Origin of the sequence: Moorena sp. SIO1F2 (assembly GCF_010672755.1) — a bacterium.
GTDB lineage: Bacteria > Cyanobacteriota > Cyanobacteriia > Cyanobacteriales > Coleofasciculaceae > Moorena.
The window spans coordinates 1-2,759 of sequence record NZ_JAAHFV010000559.1 but is presented as its reverse complement, the minus strand read 5'-3'; the positions used below and the strand labels follow the sequence as shown (position 1 = coordinate 2,759).

At 41.5% G+C, this 2,759-nt stretch carries 2 protein-coding genes; both read right to left on the bottom strand.

Annotation, left to right across the window (positions count from 1 at the left end):
- Nucleotides 1-447 precede the first annotated feature (447 nt).
- The gene (locus tag F6J94_RS32710) at nucleotides 448-2,373 is read right to left on the bottom strand and encodes a transketolase C-terminal domain-containing protein (RefSeq protein WP_293047855.1); all 1,926 of its coding nucleotides are present in this window, start codon (nucleotides 2,371-2,373) and stop codon (nucleotides 448-450) included.
- A gap of 24 nt (nucleotides 2,374-2,397) precedes the next feature.
- Nucleotides 2,398-2,520 carry a hypothetical protein gene (locus tag F6J94_RS32705; RefSeq protein ID WP_293047852.1) on the bottom strand — a complete coding sequence of 41 codons (123 nt, stop codon included), beginning with the start codon at nucleotides 2,518-2,520 and terminating at the stop codon, nucleotides 2,398-2,400.
- Nucleotides 2,521-2,759 lie beyond the last annotated feature (239 nt).

The window sequence follows — 2,759 nt, the reverse complement described above, 5'->3', positions numbered from 1 at the left end:
TACCTAAACTAGTTAATTGCCGTTATTATTATAACATTTATTAATTAGTTTAGGTACATTCTTGATTTTAGGGAGCAGGGAGTAGGGAGTAGGGAGTAGGGAAGTCAGAAGTGGTATAGCGCTACGCGCAAGTTAGAAGTCAGAAGTCAGAAGTCAGAAGTCAGAAGTAAGCTAGGACTAGGTTTCGGAGTTTACAAATGTCCTAATCTTAATGGGTAGTGCTATAAAAAGATTTGTGTACCTTATAGGTATAACTCTTAATAAACAACGCTATACTTTATACTTCCTAGGTCATCCTTGAAATCCTATATAATTTATAATTATATCATGAAAACTAATCCTAATTTAGGAGAACATCAAAAACTACTCGGATATCTTGATACTGTTCCCTATTCCCTATTCCCTGTTCCCTTTTTATCTGAATCTTACGCAATTTAAATAACAAGGCTACATCATACTTTTATGAATCTCAAATGCTAAACTTTCAGCATCTAGCCGATGAGCACGAAGCACTTCCTGATTTTGACCGCATTTCGGAATATCAAATACTCCAAATTGCCTTACCTGTATTTGCCCAGACAATCCTAATTCTGCCAAACCACTTACAATCCGATCCCCCTGTCCTCCTATCACATAATGGTTATCTAGGGTAAACACCCAGGAGTAACCCTGAAGGATTTGATCCAACCAGTCTAAATCCACAAAATTTAGCCAAGGTAAATTCACCACTTTTAAGGTTATACCGTGATTCTGAGCCAATAACTGGGCAGCTTGATAGGCTTGTGGCAGCAGCACGGGACCGTAACCAAATAAAATAGCGTCTTGCCCCTCAGTTAAGGCAATCCCCTGACCCAACTCCAACTGATAATCCTCTGGCAATTGATAGGGAATCTGACAGGGTATCGAGACTAGCCTTATATAGCAACTACTGATAGTTCGATGCAAACAGTAGTCTAGAGCTAGGGATACTTCTGCTTCATTAGCTGGTTCAATCATCACCATATTGGGTATTGCTCCTAGGGCAGAAATATCCCTTACCGATTGGTGAGAATGACCAGGACCACCCGGTAGCAACCCAGCTAGGGAGCCAACATAAATAATCTTAGTCCGTTCGGTAGCATTATTATAGATTTGCTCATTGGGTCGGGTGGATAGGAAACAAGCAAAGGAATGCACAATGGGCAGTAAGCCTTTCAGTGCCATCCCCCCGGCCTGGGATACCATATCTTGTTCGGCAATACCACACTCAAAGAACCGTTTCGGGAATTTGTCTTTAAAGGGAATCAACCCACAATCGAGCATTAAATCCGCATCGAGTACCACCAGGTCTTGATTCCGTTCTGCTTGGGCAACCAAAGCTTTGGAATAGGCACTAACCAGTCGTTGCGCTCCATCAACTACAGCAGGTTTGGCATAGGATAGCATCTCTACCCCTAAGGGGGATGCTCCAATTTGTTCCAATTGGGTATTGGCAGCAGCAATTAGTTCTGCCACTCCCTTAGTGTAGGCTTGATCATCCGGTGCGCCACTATGGAAGCGATATAAGTTGTCTTCTGGGTTGTCTTCTGGTTTGATGGCCGTATGTTCCATAAAGGAGATTCCTTTTCCCTTAATGGTGTCAGCAATCAGGATTTTGGGCTGGTTAGTGACTGCTTTCAATTTTGCGATCGCATTCCCTAAAGCCTTGACATTATTGCCATCACAGCGGTCCACATACCAGCCATAGGCCGCAAACTTCCGTTCCAAGTCCCCTAAGTCACTCACTTGGGACACCCAAGTATCGGACTGGATTTTATTATGATCCACAATCACAGTCATCTCATGGAGTCCCAGATTTGCTGCTGGTTGGAGAGACTCCCAAAACTGACCCTCCTGCAACTCCCCATCCCCAGTTAAGAGATAAACATTTCCCTCTCGACCCATCAGGCGATTTGCTAGGATCATCCCCTTAGCCTTAGAAACCCCCATTCCCAAGGAACCGGTATTGGTTTCCAAGAACGGAATAGAAATATCTGGATGACCAGGAAGTCCATCTAGCCGCCTCAAGCTATGGATACGCTCAAACTCCAGCAAACCATGGCCAATCAAAACCGAGTACAAACCTGGTACATCGTGACCTTTAGAGGAAAAATAAATATCCCGTGGTTGATTAGAGTTAGTTTTCCTAACCCGTAATTCATTTAAAAACAGCCAACAAACAATATCTAAACTACTAAAACTACTACCAATATGCCCTGAACCCGCCTGTTTTATCATATATAAGGTATTGATTCGACAGTAGGTAGCAAAAAGCTCAGTATGAGTTTCGGGAGTAATGTCTAAATCCTTGAGGCGTTCAAACTCCCGAAACGGGACTAGAGATAGATTTGTCATTGGTTATTGGTTATTGGTTATTGGTCAGGTTTTGGGTTTTAGGGAGCAGGGAGTAGGGAGTAGGGAGCAGGGAATAGGTAACAGGCAAAAAATCCTGTGTACCTGATAGTTATGAAAAACGCTGTATACTATTATATTAATTTTCAATGGATAACATTACAGCTTAATCTTTACCTTGGTTACTTGCTGATTTGATTATCCGCCATTTTTAACGTTAATTTTTAAAGTTAATCCAAAATAATTATAATCATTATTTAGCTATTATTTTTATTAATTCAAACTCCTAATTAAACTACTATAACTAATAGTATAGCGTTTCTGATAGTAATGAGGTACACAGTATTTTTACCCTGTTCCCTACTCCCTACTCCCTACTCCCTACCAAA

What these genes read in the sequence shown, in the direction of transcription:
- F6J94_RS32710 (WP_293047855.1), bottom strand. Translation starts at nt 2,373, where the DNA reads ATGACAAATCTATCTCTAGTCCCGTTTCGGGAGTTTGAACGCCTCAAG.